The sequence below is a fragment of the Corallococcus aberystwythensis genome, assembly GCF_003612165.1.
Lineage (GTDB): Bacteria > Myxococcota > Myxococcia > Myxococcales > Myxococcaceae > Corallococcus > Corallococcus aberystwythensis.
On record NZ_RAWK01000134.1, the window covers coordinates 1 to 14,745 of the forward strand.

General features: G+C 68.9%; 12 protein-coding genes. 6 read left to right on the forward strand and 6 right to left on the reverse strand.

The window, feature by feature from the left end; genetic code table 11:
• Positions 1 to 82: 82 nt before the first annotated feature.
• The 3 genes from D7W81_RS22205 to D7W81_RS22215 all read left to right on the forward strand — a co-directional run bounded on the left by D7W81_RS22205 (position 83) and on the right by D7W81_RS22215 (position 4,787).
• Positions 83 to 3,166, forward strand: a complete 3,084-nt coding sequence (locus tag D7W81_RS22205; RefSeq protein WP_120557400.1) for an FtsK/SpoIIIE family DNA translocase — start codon at positions 83 to 85, stop codon at positions 3,164 to 3,166.
• Between the two features lie 64 nt (positions 3,167 to 3,230).
• On the forward strand, positions 3,231 to 3,515 hold the full coding sequence (locus D7W81_RS22210) for an antibiotic biosynthesis monooxygenase family protein (protein ID WP_120557401.1): 285 nt from the start codon (positions 3,231 to 3,233) through the stop codon (positions 3,513 to 3,515).
• 42 nt (positions 3,516 to 3,557) lie between these two features.
• Positions 3,558 to 4,787, forward strand: a complete 1,230-nt coding sequence (locus D7W81_RS22215) for a THUMP domain-containing class I SAM-dependent RNA methyltransferase (RefSeq protein ID WP_120557402.1) — start codon at positions 3,558 to 3,560, stop codon at positions 4,785 to 4,787.
• Here the strand turns inward: D7W81_RS22215 and plsY are convergent.
• Together plsY and D7W81_RS22225 are read right to left on the reverse strand one after the other, a co-directional pair.
• Entirely contained in the window at positions 4,713 to 5,291 is a 579-nt protein-coding gene (plsY, locus tag D7W81_RS22220; protein WP_120557403.1) for a glycerol-3-phosphate 1-O-acyltransferase PlsY, read from the reverse strand. The genes D7W81_RS22215 and plsY overlap by 75 nt on opposite strands.
• Positions 5,292 to 5,313: 22 nt before the next feature.
• Positions 5,314 to 5,745, reverse strand: a complete 432-nt coding sequence (locus D7W81_RS22225) for a DUF2752 domain-containing protein (RefSeq protein ID WP_120557404.1) — start codon at positions 5,743 to 5,745, stop codon at positions 5,314 to 5,316.
• 89 nt (positions 5,746 to 5,834) lie between these two features.
• Between D7W81_RS22225 and D7W81_RS22230 the strand changes: the two genes are divergently transcribed.
• Both D7W81_RS22230 and D7W81_RS22235 read left to right on the forward strand, forming a co-directional pair.
• Entirely contained in the window at positions 5,835 to 6,395 is a 561-nt protein-coding gene (locus D7W81_RS22230; RefSeq protein WP_208721406.1) for a DUF4920 domain-containing protein, read from the forward strand.
• 26 nt (positions 6,396 to 6,421) lie between these two features.
• On the forward strand, positions 6,422 to 7,024 hold the full coding sequence (locus tag D7W81_RS22235; protein ID WP_244227357.1) for a hypothetical protein: 603 nt from the start codon (positions 6,422 to 6,424) through the stop codon (positions 7,022 to 7,024).
• Positions 7,025 to 7,039: 15 nt separating this feature from the next.
• On the opposite strand, the gene D7W81_RS22240 is transcribed toward D7W81_RS22235, so the two are convergent.
• The 4 genes from D7W81_RS22240 to D7W81_RS22255 form a co-directional block, all read right to left on the reverse strand.
• Positions 7,040 to 7,978: a hypothetical protein gene (locus tag D7W81_RS22240; protein ID WP_120557407.1), complete on the reverse strand. Its 939-nt coding sequence runs from the start codon at positions 7,976 to 7,978 to the stop codon at positions 7,040 to 7,042.
• 98 nt (positions 7,979 to 8,076) lie between these two features.
• The gene (locus D7W81_RS22245) at positions 8,077 to 9,621 is read right to left on the reverse strand and encodes a radical SAM protein (protein WP_120557408.1); all 1,545 of its coding nucleotides are present in this window, start codon (positions 9,619 to 9,621) and stop codon (positions 8,077 to 8,079) included.
• Positions 9,622 to 9,736: 115 nt separating this feature from the next.
• Complete coding sequence (locus D7W81_RS22250; protein ID WP_120557409.1) at positions 9,737 to 10,540, reverse strand: hypothetical protein; 804 nt, start codon at positions 10,538 to 10,540, stop codon at positions 9,737 to 9,739.
• Between the two features lie 30 nt (positions 10,541 to 10,570).
• On the reverse strand, positions 10,571 to 13,768 hold the full coding sequence (locus D7W81_RS22255; RefSeq protein ID WP_120557410.1) for a TonB-dependent receptor: 3,198 nt from the start codon (positions 13,766 to 13,768) through the stop codon (positions 10,571 to 10,573).
• Between the two features lie 231 nt (positions 13,769 to 13,999).
• On the opposite strand from D7W81_RS22255, the gene D7W81_RS22260 reads away from it, so the two are divergent.
• A complete protein-coding gene (locus D7W81_RS22260; RefSeq protein ID WP_120557411.1) occupies positions 14,000 to 14,743 on the forward strand; it encodes an energy transducer TonB in 744 nt (247 codons plus the stop codon).
• Positions 14,744 to 14,745: the final 2 nt, after the last annotated feature.

Here is a 14,745-nt window from a genome sequence, read left to right on the forward strand (position 1 = left end):
CGCCCCCTCCCTCCCTATTCTCGCCGGGCGGATTGCTACAGCTCGCTACGCGGCTGGAATCGGGCAGAGGGAACAGGGGTCCATGACAGCGGCAAAGAAGGGTGGTCGGGCGGAGAAGGCGGTGCTCTCCCGGCAGGAGATCGCGACGCGCCGCAAGGCGCTCAACAACAAGAAGATGAAGGCCCCGGGCGCGGCCAGCCCCGCCAAGCGGGCGCTCATCGGCGTTTTCATCCTGGCCGCCTCGTTGCTGGCCTTGCTGGCGGTCGCCACGTTCGACGCGCATGACCGGGTGGGGCCCGGCTTCCACAACGCGGTCGGCCCCATGGGCCACCTCATCGCGGAGACGCTGCGCGGCGCGCTGGGCGTGTGCGCCTACCTCATCCCCGCGGGGGGCATCTACACCGCCGTGGTGCTCTTCGTGGGCAACCGCGAGCGTCGCCGCCTGCCGCAGATCATCTCCCTGGCGCTGCTCACCTGCAGCGTGTCCGTGCTCGCGCAGCTCATGTTCGCCAAGGACAAGGGCTGGGCCCACCCGCCCGGCGGCGCGCTCGGCGCGAGCCTGGGCGGCCTGATGGAGGGGATGTTCTCCACCGTCGGCACCATCATCCTCGTCACCGCCATCAGCGCGGCGGCGCTCATCGTCGGCACCCAGTACACGTTCTTCAAGCTGTGCTCGCTGGTGTGGGCCGGCCTCACCGTGCTGGGCCGCCGCGTCTCCGACGCCGCGAACGTCTTCTGGGAGCAGCAGAAGGTCAACTACGCGGCCCGCCAGGAGCGGCTCGCGCAGGAGAAGGAAGAGGAGGCCGCGTTCCTCGCGGAGCTGGAGGCCGAGGAGGAGGAGCTCTCCGAGGCCGAGCGACTGGCCGCCGAAGCCGAGGCCGCCGAGGCGGAGGCCCTGGCCGAGGAGGCCGTGCGCCTGGCCCGGCAGAACGAGAAGGAGCAGCTCGCCAACGCGAAGAAGGCCCTCAAGGAGCAGAAGGACCGCGAGAAGCTGGAGAAGAAGCTCTCCCGCGACGAGGAGCCCGAGGAGGAGGACGCCGACTCCGACGAGCAGCCCTCCCTGCCGCCGGAGCGTGCCGAGCGCCGTCCGCAGGGCGCCGACCCCGCCTGGGCCGCGTCCTTCCTCGCCCCCCAGCCGCAGCTGCCCGCCAACGCGGACGCGGGCGAGGCGCCGCGCCGCCCGCGCAAGACGCCGCAGATCGTCACCCCGCCCGCCGCGCCGTCCTCGCCGCCCGTGCCCGCCGCGGCGCTCGCGCCCGGAGTGGCCGAGCCCGCCGCGAAGCCCGTGGCCGCGGAGAAGCCGGCCGCCGCCGCGCCTGGCAACGCCCTCATCCCCGCGCCGCCCTCCGCGCTGGCGCGCATGCCGCTCATCGTGGAGCCCAAGGCGCCGCCCAAGCCCACCGCCGTTTCGAAGCGGCCGCACGACCAGTTCGAGTTCGTGGGTGACCGCAAGAGCTTCTCCCTTCCGCCGCTGGACGTGCTGGAGGCGGACAAGAAGGAGCGCTCCGCGCTGGACAAGGACGCGTTCCTCGTCACGGCGGAGAAGCTGCGCGCGAAGCTGGCGGACTTCGGCATCGTGGGCGAGGTCGTGGAGATCCGCCCCGGCCCCGTCGTCACCATGTACGAGTTCCTGCCGGGACCCGGCATCAAGGTCAGCAAGATCGCCGCGCTCCAGGACGACCTGGCCATGGCCATGGAGGCCATGCGCGTGCGCATCGTCGCCCCCATCCCCGGCAAGGGCGTGGTCGGTATCGAAGTCCCCAACCGCGACCGCGAGACGGTGTTCCTCAAGGAGATCGCTGAACAGGACACGTTCCAGAAGAGCAGCAGCAAGCTCACCATGTGCGTGGGCAAGGACATCGAAGGCATGCCGTACGTCTTCGACCTGGTGAAGGCCCCCCACCTGCTCATCGCGGGCACCACCGGCTCCGGCAAGTCCGTGGCGGTCAACTCGATGATCATGAGCATCCTCCTCAAGGCCACGCCCGAGGAGGTCCGCTTCATCATGGTGGACCCGAAGATGCTGGAGCTCTCCGTCTACGAGGGCATCCCGCACCTGCTGCTCCCCGTCGTCACCGACCCCAAGAAGGCCGCGCTCGCGCTGCGCTGGGCGGTGGAGGAGATGGAGCGCCGCTACCAGCTGCTGTCCGAGGCGGGCGTGCGCAACATCGCCGGCTACAACAAGTTGGTGGAGACGCAGGCGTCGGAGGAGAAGCCCGCCGCCGCGCCCGCCGCGAAGAAGAAGACCAAGCCCAAGAAGATGTTCGTCGTGGACGTGGAGGGCAGCACCGTGCCGGCCCCCGCTTCCGCCAGCGACGGGCTGGGCGTGGCCGCGCCGCGTGAGGACGACGAGGACCTGCGCGAGGCCATCGTCTCCGAGCCCGCCCCCAACCTGGAGGCCGACGGCGAGGAGGACGCGGAGTTCGAGGAGGACGGCGAGGAGTCCACGCCCGCGGAGGCCGCCTCCCCGGAGAAGAAGGAGCTCAAGAAGCTGCCCTACATCGTGGTCATCATCGACGAGCTCGCGGACCTGATGATGGTCGCCAGCCGCGAGGTGGAAACCTATGTCGCACGCCTCGCGCAGATGGCGCGCGCGGCCGGCATCCACCTGATGGTCGCGACGCAGCGTCCGTCCACGGACGTCGTCACCGGCATCATCAAGGCCAACTTCCCCACGCGCATCAGCTTCATGCTGCGCTCGAAGCCGGACTCGATGACCATTCTGGGCACGGTGGGCGCTGAGGCCCTGCTGGGCATGGGCGACATGCTCATCATGCCGCCCACGAGCGCCCACCTGCAGCGCGTGCACGGCGCCTACGTCTCCGAGCAGGAAATCAAGAAGGCGGTGGACCACCTCAAGGCCCAGGGCAAGCCCGTCTTCGACGAGTCCATCCTCAAGCCGCGCGACGACGAAAGCGAGGGCGGCGGAGGCGAGGAGGACGAGCTGTCCGACGAGCTCTACGACCAGGCGCTCGCGGCGGTCAGCGAGATGCGCTCCGTTTCCATCTCCATGCTCCAGCGCAAGATGCGCATCGGCTACAACCGCGCGGCGCGCATGATTGAACGCATGGAGCGCGACGGCGTGGTGGGCCCCGCGGACGGCGCCAAGCCCCGCGAGGTCCTGCTGCGCGGCCTGGGCGACATGCCCGGCGCCGGGGCGATGTAGCCCGCCACCACCGCTTCAAGGCCTCCGGGAACGGACACCCGTCTCCCGGAGGTTTTCCCCTCGAATGATTGTCGCCATCTCCCGCTTCCGAGCATCCCCCGAAGAGGCCGACGGCTGGGTCCACCGGCTCCAGGAGCGCTCGCGGCGCGTGGACGGTTACGCGGGCTTCCTGGGCCTGGAGGTGCTGCGCTCGTTCGAGCGCTCGCCTGAAATCCTGCTCGTCACGCGCTGGCAGGACCGGGACGCCATGCGGGCCTACTTCCAGTCGGAGGACTTCCAGCGGGCGAAGGGGGCCAGCGCGTCCCAGGAGGACGCCACCTTCACGTTCTACGAGGTCGTGGCCACCTGAGCAGTTCCCAATCGCCCCGGGGTCGTCTAAGGGCGGTGCACCATGGCTGAACGTCTTGCCCTATTCGCCACCGCCGCTCGCGGCACCGAGGACCTGCTCGCCGAGGAACTGAAGGAGCTTGGCGCGAAGCGCATCCGCCAGGACCGCGGCGGCGTGCGCTTCATGGCCGCGCTCGACGAGGCGCTCAACGTCTGCCTCTGGTCCCGCATCGCCATGCGGGTCCTCTACCCGCTGGGCGAGTTCGACGCGAAGGGTGCCCAGGGGCTCTACGACGCCGTGGCCAGCGTGCCGTGGGAGGAGCACCTCACCACGAACGTGACGTTCGCGGTGGACGCGAACCTGAAGGACACCGAGCACGCGCACTCCGGCTTCGTGGCGCTGAAGGTGAAGGACGCCATCGTGGACCGCCTGCGCGACAAGCTGGGCTCGCGGCCGGACGTGGACACGCGCAACCCGGACGTGTCCGTGGTCGCCCACCTGGTGAAGGAGAAGCTGTCCCTCTCCCTGGACCTCGTCGGAGAGCCGCTGCACCGGCGCGGCTACCGCGTGCGCCCCACCCCCGCGCCCCTGAAGGAGAACCTGGCGGCGGCCCTGCTGCGCGCGGCGGGCTACACCGGCACGGAGGCGCTGGTGGACCCCATGTGCGGCTCGGGCACCCTCGTCATCGAGGGCGGCCTCATCGCGCGCAAGCGGGCCCCGGGCATCAACCGGAGCTTCGCGGTGGAGCGCTGGCCGCACCTGGGCACCCGCGCGAAGGAGCTGCTCGCGGACCTGCGCGCGGACGCGCGGCGCAACGAGCGCAAGGTGGAGGTCCCCATCCTCGGCTTCGACAAGAGCGACGAGGCCCTGGAGGCCGCGGACCGCAACGTGAAGGCGGCGCGGCTGGGGGAGGAGATAACGCTCGCGGAGGGCGACGCGACGAAGCTCCCGCCGCTGCCTGAAGGCGGTGGGCTCATCCTCACCAACCCGCCCTATGGCGACCGGTTGGGCTCCGGTGGCCAGAAGGGCATGAAGACCTTCTACTTCAAGCTGGGCGACAGCTTGCGCGCGCTGCCGGGCTGGCGTGTGTGGGTGCTGTCCGGCAACCCCGCCTTCGAGAGCGCCTTCCACGCGCGCCCCATGGCCCGGCGCGACGTGTGGAACGGCCCCATCCCCTGCACGCTCCTGGGCTACCGCGCCCCGTCGCTGCCCCCCGGCTCAAAGCCGGTGCTCGGAGCGCCGGGCGAGTCTCAGGAGGTTGCTCCGGTGGGTCCAGAGCATCAGGACGAATAGGCCCGCGGTGAGCAGCACGTACTCACGGGAGGGCGCGGTGAGGAACGCGGTGGCGATGGCGACCACCGCCGCGGACAGCGAGCCCACGGAGCTCACGCGCCACCGGGCCACCACCAGCCCGTAGATGAGGGCCCCGGCGAGCGCCGCCTTGGGCACCAGCACCACCAGCACGCCCAGCGCGCTGGCCACGCCCTTGCCGCCCTTGAGCCTGAGCCACACCGGGTACACGTGGCCCAGCACCGCCGCCAGGCCCACCAGCGCGTGCGCCCGCGCGTCCCCGGGCATGAAGTGCACGGCCAGCCCCACGGGCAGCACGGCCTTGAGCGCGTCCAACAGCAGCACCACCGCGCCCAGCTTCTTGCCGGCGACGCGCGTGACGTTGGTGGCGCCAATGTTGCCGCTGCCGCTGGCGCGCACGTCCACCCCGAGCAGCCACCGCGTCAGCAGCACGCCGAAGGGGACGGAGCCGCAGAGGTAGCCCAGCAGGAGGAAGGCGGAGAGCACGGAAGAAGAGAGGTCCTGCCCCTCAGGACAGCAGGTGCGGGAAGCGGGTGTGCACCACGACGTAGGCGTAATTGGCCAGCAACACCAGGGGTAACGCGATGCGCACCCACCGCCACTCGCGCTCCTCCAGCTCCACCTCCGGGATGGGCAGCGCGAAGAGGAAGTGCAGCACCGTCGCCACCGCGGCCAGCGCGAACAGCAGCGCGCACACGGTGCCCAGGGGGTTGGCCTCCCACGCGCCCGGGATGTTGAAGTGCGCGACGCGGTCCGCCACGCGGGTGAGCCCACAGCCCAGGCAGGGCCAGCCTGTGTGCTCGCGCAGCACACAGCCCCAGAACGGGATGATGCGGGCCACGGGGACGTAGCGCCCCACGAGCAGCCCCGCGAGTCCCACGAGCCCGAGCCATTCGAATGTGCCCAACCGGCGGTTGGGAGCGGGGATGGTGACCTTCATGCGCACCTCGCGCCGAGTGTGCGGGACAAGTCGCGAGGATGGAAGGGGTGCCTTGCCGGCCCCCGGAAACCTGGGCTAAGCGAACGGGCATGCACATGCTCCGCACCGCACTCGTGATGCTGGTCGCCGCTCCCCTCGTGGCCCTCGCGGCGGACAAGACGCCCGCGCCCACCAAGGCCAAGGCCGAAGCCGCGGCGAGCGACTGCCACCACCCCGCCGACGCGAAGACGCCCGAGGCCGCCAAGGCCGCCAGCTCCGGCGGCTGGACGCTCACCCGCGGCGAGGCCCTCAAGGGCGAGCCCACGGTGAAGCTCGCGGAGCTGCTCGCGAAGCCCCAGGCCCACGACGGCAAGGTCGTGCGCGTGGAGGGCCAGGTGCGCAAGGCGTGTGAGAAGAAGGGCTGCTGGCTGGAGCTGGCCTCCGACGCCAAGAGCCCCGGCGTGCGCGTGACGTTCAAGGACTACGGCTTCTTCGTGCCGCTGGACTCGGCGGGCTCGCAGGCGCGCGTGGAGGGCGTGGTGAAGGTGGCGGAGCTGAGCGACGCCCACGCGAAGCACTACGAGGCCGAAGGCGCCATCGTCCCGCGCGGCACCGACGGCAAGCCCCGCGAGGTGCAGCTCGTGGCCTCCGGCGTCGAGCTGCGCCGCTAGCCGCGATGGGAGGCCGCAGCTTCAGCATGCGCGGTGTGCAGGGCGCGGCCGACCGGGCCGTGCAGCACGCCCGCGCGTGGCTCCTGGAGACGGAGCCCGGGTCCCGCGTGCACGACGTGCAGTTGGATCCGCGCTTCCAGCACCGGGGCGTGGACCTGCTCTGGGAGCTGCCCACGGGAGAGGTGCGCGGCATTGAAGTGAAGGGCGACCGCCAGGCCACCCGCCGCCGCTACTTCTTCGAGCTCATCTCCAACCTGGAGAAGGACACGCCGGGCTGCTTCCTCTACAGCGGCGCGGACCTGATGCTGTACGTGTTCCTCACGCAGGGCGAGCTGCACGCGCTGCCCCTGCCCCGGGTGCGCGAGTGGTTCCTGCCGCGCGCGAAAGAGTACGCCCTGAAGCACGCCTTCACCCAGACGGGCGCCATCCGCTACACCACCGTGGGCGCCGTGGTGCCCGTGCGGGACGTGGCGGAAGGTGTGCCCGGCGTCGTCACGGTGAAGCTCAAGCGCCCGGTGCCGGTGACGCCCGTTACGCCGGACGCGGAAGGCCAGGCGCCCTCCGCGGCCAGCGACTCCCAAGCGCCCGAGGCCCCGGAGTCCCAGGGCCCCCGGCGCACGGGGACGTAGAAGCCCGGCTGCCTACTAACGACGGCGCTGCGGCTGCGCGTGCTGGTGCCGGTGCGCCCGGTGGCCCGGGTGCATCTTGTCGTGCAGGGCCTCCAGCCGCTCCTGCGTGCCCATCAGCTCCAGCAGCGCGGACCGGTCGTTCTGCTGCTTGAAGACGTGCTCCAGGCGGGGCACCAGGTCCAGCGCCAGGTGGATGTCGTTCGCCTTCTCCGCCTCCGCCAGCAGGCCGCGGCCCTCGACGGACGCGTCAATCCACGCCTGCAGGTGGATGAGGCCGTCCACCGCCAGCAGGCGGGAGATGGGCGCGCGCGCCGTGTCGTGGATGAGGTTCTTGAGGTCCTGGATGGCGGGCTCGCGCTCGCCCTTCGCGGCGCGCACCACCGCCTGGGAGATGCCGCGCCGGTCGGGCAGCAGGAACTCCTCCACGTCGGCGAACGCCGTGGCGTCGTCCAGGTGGCCCTGCGCGGCCAGCGACTCCGCCAGGCTGTCGAACAGCTCCGCGTCCTTCTCCGAGAAGGGCGCCAGCGCCTCCTGGAGGAACGCCTGGGGCAGCGCGCCCTTATCATCCACCGTCAGCTTCGAGCGCAGCGCCTTCACGTGCTCGAAGGAGGAGGCCACCGGGGCCTCCTTCGCGCCGTTGAGCTTGTGCACGAGCACCTGCATCAGCGTCGCCAGCGCTTGCGTGAAGTCCTGCGGGGACACGCGGTCCGGCATCCACCGGCGCCACAGCTCCACGGCCGCGGCCACGACGTAGTCCTTGAAGGGGCCGGTGCCCTTCCACTTCGCCGCCCACTGCTGGGCGATGCCGAGCGGATAGGCGGACTCCGCCAGCTTGCGGTAGTCCTCTTCGCCCACGGGAACGCCGTAGTGCCCCAGCGTGCTCAGCAGGGCCTCCGTCGAGTAGTCCTTGAGGCCCGTCTTCTGCCACGACTTTTCCACGCGCTGCGTGCTCACCAGATGCTCTCCGAGGCCATGCGAGTGCCGGCCATCGGCCCCGCTGCCCGTCTTCTAGCGAAAGCGGAGCCCGGCGAATACGGCCTTTGCGGGCCCCGTCAGGCGGCGGACGGCTGGGGCGGCGGGCGGCCCGGCACGATGGGCCACACCGTGGGCTGGCGCCGCCCGTCCTCCACGCGGCGGGCCATGTAGGGCTCGCACCCGCGCTCCTGGAAGGCCCGCTTCCACGCGGCGAAGCTGCCCCCGGCGCGCCAGGCGTCCATGGCGGCCAGTCCCGCCTCCGGGCCGCACTGGGCCAGCATGTACTCCACCCAGGCCCAGCGCGCGGATGTGGGCCGCACCTCCGCCCGTCCGCGGAGCCCCTTGCGCAGCCGCTCCAGCTTGTTCTCCACCTCACGCAGCCCCGCGAAGGGCGCCCCATCCAGCGGCGTGTTGCGCTTGGCCACGAAGGGAGCCACGCCCAGCGCCACGGGCAGGATGCGAGACAGCTCCGTGGTGAAGCGGATCAGCTCGTCGATGTCCGCGTCGTCCTCATGCGGCAGGCCCACCACGTTGTAGACCTTGAGCTGCTTCATGCCCGCCGTTCGCGCGAACTGCGCCGCCCGGACGATCTGCTCCTCGGAGTGCTTGCGGTCCACCAGGTCCCGCATCTTCTGCGAGGCCCCGTCCGCGGCCACCGTGAGGTTCGTCGCCCCACCCCGCCGCAGCTGATCCACCAGTTCCTGCGTGAGCCGGTCCGCGCGCAGCGAGGACACGCCCACCTCGCGCCCCGAGTCCACGATGGTGCGCAGGATCTCCACGATGCGCGGGTGGTCCGTCACCGCCGCGCCCACCAGCCCCACCCGCTTCGCATGCTCCGGGATGAGCGACAGGATGCGCTCCGGGGGCACCGTGCGCATGCCGCCATTCGTCGTGCGGCGCATGACGCAATAGTGGCAGCCACGCGAGCACCCCCGCTCCGGCTCGATGAGGAACATCGAGCGAAGCTCCGTGTGCGGCGTGATGATCTGCGTGCGCGCCGGCAGCCGGGCGTCCGTCGCCTTCGCCACGTGGTAGCGCGCCCCACCCCGCCCGGGCACCCGGAAGCCGGGGACCTTCGCCAGGTACTCCAACAGCGCCTCGCGCTCCATGGAGGCCGCGGCCTCCAGCAGCACGTGGATCAGATCCTCCGCCTCTCCCTGGACGAGCACGTCCACGAAGGGCTCCAGCGGATCCGGGTTGGAGAACGTCAGCGGGCCGCCCGCTACCACCAGCGGATGCCTTGCATTCCGCTCAGCAGCAAGAACCGGCAAACCAGACAACTCCAACATCGTGAACAACCCTGAAAGCTCTAATTCATAGGCAACAGAGAAAGCCAGCATTTCAAAGCCAGACACCGGTGCCTGGGATTCCCAGGTAAACAATGGCGTCCGTGTTCTCTTGTATGTCTCGACATCATCGGGAAGGAAGACACGCTCGGCGGTCGCGCCCGCGTGCGAATGCACCTCCCGGTAGATGGCCTGGTAGCCCAGCGAGCTCATGCCCACGTGGTAGGGGCTCGGGTAGCAGAGCGCGACCCGGTAGGGCGCCTCCTTGCGGAGCGTCCCCGCCTCGTCCGCAAGAAGCGAGCAGACGTGCTCGATGAGTTCGTAACGGCCCTCCATGGTCCTCCCGACAGTGGAAATCAGACACTAACAACAGCGCGGCCCCGGACCGCCACTCCCGCGTGGGGGAGGGGCTGCCGGGGCCGCGTTGGCCTTCAGGGTCGGTCAGTGCCGACTACTTGAAAGACGGGATGGCGTTCGACGGGACGCAACGGCCCTCGTTGTAGCTCGAGGGGTACTCGTCGTTCTCGTCCACGTAGGCCGCCTCTTCCTCGGACAGGAAGGCGCCGGTCCAGAAACGCTCCGGAACCGCCTCGCACTGCACGGCGAAGTCCGGGTTGATGCCCGAGCCCGAGCCGCAGTTGGCGTAACCCAGATCCGGATCCGCCTGGTCCACGCGGGGATCGCAGGCGGTGGCCGGCCACACCGCACGCATGATGTACGTGGAGGTGCAGCCGTTACGGGTGAAGTTGACCTCACCCGTCATCTGGGTGCCCGGAGAGCTGGGCGACGAGTACACCTTCACGTTCGCCAGCGAGTAGGCCACCGACGACGTCACCCCATTGGACGTGGGGTTCACGGTCGCCGTGTTGAACTCCGGCGCCAGGCAGAAGTCGTCCGTCGTGTCGCTGCTCAGTGCGCCGGTGACCTGGAGGCTGTCGAACGTGTTGTTCGCATCCGCCGCGCCCAACCGGGACACGTACTGAGGCCGGACCACCAGGATGTTGCTCCCCGCCTTCGGGTCGGAGAACTTCCACACACCCAGGTTGTCGCCCACTTCAAGCGCCTCGGTCGCGCCGCAGGCGCTTCCGTCCGTCTTGGTGCCGGTCGGGGCGCTGACGACGTCGTACTTCGCCCACCAGGTCGCGAAGCTCGCGTCCTGAACGATGCACCCGGGATTCGGCTGCTCGACGTCGCAGGCGGTCAGGCTGCCCGCGGCCGTCAGCATCACCACCGTCGAAAGAATGCTCTTGCGCATGTTGCTGATCTTCCTCTCGTGGTCGGGTGATTAGAACGTGTACCGGACACCGAAGCGGATCTGCCGCGGGGCCTGGTAACGGTCCGGGTTCTTGTAGTTCTGGTTCACGTCTTCGAAGGCCAGCGTGCCGCCACCGGCGCCCGGGACGTTGCCAGGGCTGTCCTCGGTCGGCAGGTCGGCCACGGTGCCCGGGGTCCCCGTCTTCGGGTCGTAGACCGGGAGCACCTGCGAGAACGTGTAGGACTCGTCGACGCTGTCCACGCCCTGGAAGTTGAACAGGTTGAACACGTCCAGGGTGAAGGACACCACGCTGTCCTTGCTCACGCGGTAGTTCACGCCCACGTTGGAGTCAACGCTGTTGATCCACGGGGTGCGACCGCCGCTGCCGCGCGGCAGGATGAACGTCTCATCCTGGCCGTAGCCCGGGTACGCGCCGAGGTAGCTGATGGGCGTACCGGAGTTGCCACGGTAGGACAGACCGATGCTCGCCGACAGCGCGTTGGAGATGTTGAACTCCTTGGCGCCGAACACCTTGATGGCGTGCGTACGGTCGAAGGGCAGCAGACCCTTGCGGTTGTTCAGGAGGGCCACCAGGTCGAAGTCCGCGAGGATGTTCGGGTCGAGCTGGTTGTTCTCCGGACGGAACAGACCGGGGTAGTTGCCGTACAGGCGGGACCACGTGTAGCTCGCCTGCGCCAGCCAGCCTTCCGTGAACGTGCGGTTCAGGTAGACGGTGACCGCGTCGTAGTCACGCACGGGCGTCGGGAACTCCTTGGCGAAGCCACTGCCAGGGTTACCGAGGAAGTACGTGTTGCCGTCATCGCGGCTCATGTCCTCGATGACCTTGCCCATGTCGCGGTGCGTGTAGCTCGCGCCCAGGCGGGTGTTCGCCAGGAGCTCGTACTCGCCGCCGACCACGATTTCGTCGGACGACTGGGGCTCGATGTCCGGATCGACCGGCTCGCTCTGCACCAGACCGCCGCTGAAGTACTGGTTCGAGTTCAGCGTGGCCTCGGCGCGAGGCACGATGAAGTTCTTGTCCGAGCAGCCGCCGCGCTGGCCTTCCAGCGTGGACGGGTCGCAGCCCGGCGTGGTCGACCCCGGCTCCGACAGGTAGCGACGCGCGCTGAAGCGGCGCTCACCCGGGAAGGCGCGGTCCATCATGTTGAGCGGAACCTGCTCGTAGTAACGGGCGAAGTTCACGAACAGCTTCGCGCGGCCGTTGGCGAACGGATCCACCACGGCGCCGATGCGGGGCGACCACTGGTTGCCGAGCTTCAGCGCCAGGTTGCCGTCGCCGCCGTACATGGACTGCACGTCGTAGCGCACGCCGAGGTTCAGCGTGACGCGGTTGGCGATGGACCAGCTGTCCTGGAGGAAGCCACCGATGGTGGTGCCGCTCGTCGAGGACTCCTGCAGGGTCTCGAACACGGGCGTGTCCGGGGCCGTCTGGTAGCCGTAGCGGCGGTTGTCCGTCCAGATGCGACGGGTCACGCCGTTGAGCTGCACGTCACTGAGGGAGCCGGCCTCCTGCAGGAACACGCTGCCGGAGTAGGCCTTCTTCTGATCGAAGGTCAGGAACTCCGTGTCCACGCCCGCCTTGAACACGTGCGTGCCCAGGGCGTTCAGCAGGTAGGTAGCCTTGGCGTTGATCTGGTAGCGGTCCAGCGTCGCCTCGGACATGAAGCCGGGACCGCCGACGTAGTAGTTCGTCACCGGGCAGCGCAGGGCCTGCTCTTGCGGCGTCACACCGCAGTACTCAGCGGCGTTGGGGACGTTCTCGAACGTGGTCAGCGAACGACGGCGCGTGTACTGAGCCAGCGAGTAGCCCGCGAAGCCTTCCGTCGAACCGATGGCGGTGCCGTCGGACGGAGGCGTGCCCGCGGTCTGGTGGAACCAACCGAGGTTGGCGTCGACCAGGACCTTCTTGTCCATGAAGGCGCCGGCGTACTTGAGGGCGAGCGCCGTGGTGTTGGCGCGGTTCTCAGTATTGCCGATGTCCTCGGGACGCGTGTTCTGCGCCGCGGGCAGACCACCCGAGCGGGGGCTGATCTGCAGCTTGCCCGTACCACCCGACACGGTCGGGGTGCCGTTCAGGGCGAACGACACGTTGTGGTCCTGGTTGATCAGGTACGTCAGCTTGCCCATGAACTGGATCGTGCGGGAGTCCGCGAAGTACGTCCGCTCGGAACCCGGGATCTGCTGGACAACGCTGAAGCCGTTCTCGTCCTTCGCCACCGCGCCGTTGTCATCCAGCGTGAAGGCGTTGAGGGCGCGGGTGTGCTCGTAGCGCTGGAACGACGGCGCGAAGCCGGCGAAGAACCAGAGCTTGTCCTTGAGGATGGGACCACCGAGGGTCGCGCCGAAGTCGCCCAGGTTGCTCAGGGCGTTCAGGCCGGTGATCGTGGTGCCGTCCTCGATGACCAGCTTCCGGTTGCCTTCCGCGAAGCCCGGCGTCCAGTTGGCGAACACGGAGCCGTGGAACTCGTTGGAACCGGACCGGGTCACCGCGTTGATCACACCGCCCGTGGAGCGACCGAACTCCGGCATGTAACCGCCGGTGATGATGTTCACGTCCTGCACGAACTCGATGCTCAGCGGGCTGGCGTTCACGCCGAAGGCCGGGTCGTTCGTGGACAGACCGTCCACCACGTAGCCGTTCTCAGGCGAGGTCGTGCCGTTGATGGACACGCCGTACTGGTCGGACTGGGCGCCCGGGGCGAGCTCGGCCAGGGACTCGAACGAGCGCGTCGCGCCGCCCTTGCCGACCGGACGGGCCACCGCGATGCGCTTGATGAACTCCTGATCAACGTTGACGCCCTGGTTCGTCGAACCGACGTCGATCGTCGGCGGGGCGCCAACGATCGTCTCCGTCGACGAGAAGCTCTCAGGGAGCAGCTCCACGTTCACGCGGATGGTGCGGTTGAGCAGCAGCTGGATTTCAGGACGGGCGAAAGGCTTGAACGACTCCTTTTCGAACCGCAGGGTATACGTGCCCGGTGGAAGCTGGGGAATACGGTAGTTACCCTGAGCGTCGGTAACCACGGTCTGCTCGCCCTGCAGGTTGGGCGAGGTGGCCGTCACAACGACATCAGCTGCCGGCTTCTTGTCCTCAGTGTTGATGACAGTGCCGATGATGACGCTGGACTGCGCGAAAGCCGCGGATCCGTACAACAGACCTGCAGCAAGGACGACTCCGGTTTCCCGAAGTACTTGTTTCACTTGCATACCTAACCCCTCCAAGGTGGGCTGCAACCGAAAATGACCTCGGAAAATATCCGAGGTCAAGCAGTTGTCAATAGACCGTTGCTTTTTGGTGACCAGTGGGGCATTGGCCCGATCACGCGGCGGCACCAGACACGGTTGCTTGAACCCGGAGCCCTTTTCTGTATGGTGGCCGCCCTTCGAAATCCGGGCATGGCGGGGACGGTAGTCCACTGGTGAAGAGGAGTTACGTACATGTTCGATTCAGTCCTTGACCGCGGGCAAGGACCCAGGTCGCGCTTCGGCGTGGGTGCCGGCGTCTCCACGCTGCTCCACGTTGGCCTGCTGGGTCTTGTGGCCTATCTCTCCACACGCCCGCCTCCCGTGGAGGAGAAGGAGGTCGAGGTCACGCTGAAGGCCACGATGGCGCCTCCGCCTCCTCCGCCTCCTCCGCCTCCTCCGGCGTCGAAGCCGAAGACGGAGAAGAAGGTCACGCCCAAGAAGCCCAAGGACGTGATCGTGCAGCCGAAGGAGATCCCGCAGCAGAAGCCCGAGGAGACGGAGACCGCGCCCGAGCCCGAAGAAGAGGCGAGCGAGTCCGAGGTCGAGGGTGGCGTGGAGGGCGGCGTCGCGGGCGGTGTGGTGGGTGGCGTGGTCGGCGGTGTGATTGGCGGCGTGGTGGGCGGTCAGCTGGGTGGAACGGGCACGGACGTGCTGGCGTTCGGCCAGGGCATGACGCGTCCCGAGAAGATCGCGGGTCCGGAAGTGTCCTATACGCGTGAGGCGCTTGAAGCGCGCGTGCAGGGTCTGATGATCGTGAAGTGCGTGATCACGACCGAGGGAAAGGTCGAGCGCTGCCGCACGATCAAGCCGCTCCCTCACATGGAGCAGGCCGTGATGGACGTGCTCACCGCCTCACGTTACAAGCCGGTCACGTTCCAGGGCAGGCCGGTGGAAGTGCAGTACACGTTCAACTTCAACCTGAAGCTGCCTCGCTGATC

Bases quoted from the DNA above. Each gene is read 5' to 3' on its own strand.
- D7W81_RS22250 (WP_120557409.1), bottom strand. From the start codon at position 10,540: ATGCGCAAGAGCATTCTTTCGACGGTGGTGATGCTGACGGCCGCGGGC.
- D7W81_RS22205 (WP_120557400.1), top strand. From the start codon at position 83: ATGACAGCGGCAAAGAAGGGTGGTCGGGCGGAGAAGGCGGTGCTCTCC.
- D7W81_RS22230 (WP_208721406.1), top strand. From the start codon at position 5,835: ATGCACATGCTCCGCACCGCACTCGTGATGCTGGTCGCCGCTCCCCTC.
- D7W81_RS22235 (WP_244227357.1), top strand. From the start codon at position 6,422: ATGCGCGGTGTGCAGGGCGCGGCCGACCGGGCCGTGCAGCACGCCCGC.
- D7W81_RS22260 (WP_120557411.1), top strand. From the start codon at position 14,000: ATGTTCGATTCAGTCCTTGACCGCGGGCAAGGACCCAGGTCGCGCTTC.
- D7W81_RS22215 (WP_120557402.1), top strand. From the start codon at position 3,558: ATGGCTGAACGTCTTGCCCTATTCGCCACCGCCGCTCGCGGCACCGAG.
- D7W81_RS22225 (WP_120557404.1), bottom strand. From the start codon at position 5,745: ATGAAGGTCACCATCCCCGCTCCCAACCGCCGGTTGGGCACATTCGAA.
- D7W81_RS22245 (WP_120557408.1), bottom strand. From the start codon at position 9,621: ATGGAGGGCCGTTACGAACTCATCGAGCACGTCTGCTCGCTTCTTGCG.
- D7W81_RS22210 (WP_120557401.1), top strand. From the start codon at position 3,231: ATGATTGTCGCCATCTCCCGCTTCCGAGCATCCCCCGAAGAGGCCGAC.
- D7W81_RS22255 (WP_120557410.1), bottom strand. From the start codon at position 13,768: ATGCAAGTGAAACAAGTACTTCGGGAAACCGGAGTCGTCCTTGCTGCA.